Below are 961 nucleotides of genomic sequence, written 5' to 3' on the forward strand. Positions count from 1 at the left end.
GAGTTCGATGGCGGGGAGGGGGACCTCCTCGTACGGGATGCCGGCGAGCAGGTGGGCGATCATGTTGATGCGGGCCGCGCGCTTGTCGTCGCTGCCCACGACGTACCAGGGGGCCTCGGGGATGTCGGTGTGCACGAACATCTCGTCCTTGGCGCGGGAGTACGCCTCCCAGCGGGTGATGGACTCCAGGTCCATCCCCGACAGCTTCCAGCGCCGGGTCGGGTCCTCCAGGCGGGTCCGGAAACGTTGCTCCTGCACGGCGTCGCTGACCGAGAACCAGTACTTGCGCAGGATGATGCCGTCCTCGATCAGCAGCCGTTCGAAGATCGGGCACTGGTGCAGGAAGCGCACGTGCTCCTCGGGGGTGCAGAAGCCCATCACGTGCTCCACACCGGCGCGGTTGTACCAGCTCCGGTCGAACAGCACGATCTCCCCGCCGGCCGGCAGATGGTCGACGTAGCGCTGGAAGTACCACTGGGTGCGCTCGCGTTCGGTCGGCGCGGGGAGCGCCGCGATGCGCGCGATGCGGGGGTTGAGATGTTCCGTCACCCGCTTGATCGTGCTGCCCTTGCCGGCCGCGTCGCGTCCCTCGAAGACGATGACGAGCCGGTGCCCGCCGGCCCGCACCCACTCCTGCAGCTTGACCAACTCGACCTGCAGCCGCAGCAGTTCCCGCTCGTACATGCCGCGCGGCAGGCGGTCCTGGCGCTTCTTGTCACCCATGCCCCGGTGCCCTCGCTTCCGTAGGACGCCCACGGTACGGGTCCCCGGGCGGGCCCCGGGGGAGGCTCAGCCGAGCGGGCCGGTGCCGCCCGGGGCGCCGGCGGCGTGACCGGGGGCGGTCGCCGGGAACGGGAGCCAGGGGCCGCGGGCGTGACCGCGGCCGTGGGCGTGCGGGTGCGGAACGGTGGCGAAGGGGGGCGGCAGTTCGGCGTCCGCGCGCTGCGGGGCGGTCCGGGGG

1 protein-coding gene is annotated in these 961 nt (G+C 72.0%); it reads right to left on the bottom strand.

Going from position 1 to position 961, the window contains the following annotated elements; translation table 11 throughout:
- A partial coding sequence (ppk2, locus tag PV350_RS46715; protein ID WP_500339324.1) for a polyphosphate kinase 2 occupies positions 1-723 on the bottom strand: 723 nt, incomplete at its 3' end.
- Positions 724-961 lie beyond the last annotated feature (238 nt).

The sequence above is a fragment of the Streptomyces sp. PA03-6a genome, from assembly GCF_033792765.1.
Taxonomy (GTDB): Bacteria; Actinomycetota; Actinomycetes; order Streptomycetales; family Streptomycetaceae; genus Actinacidiphila.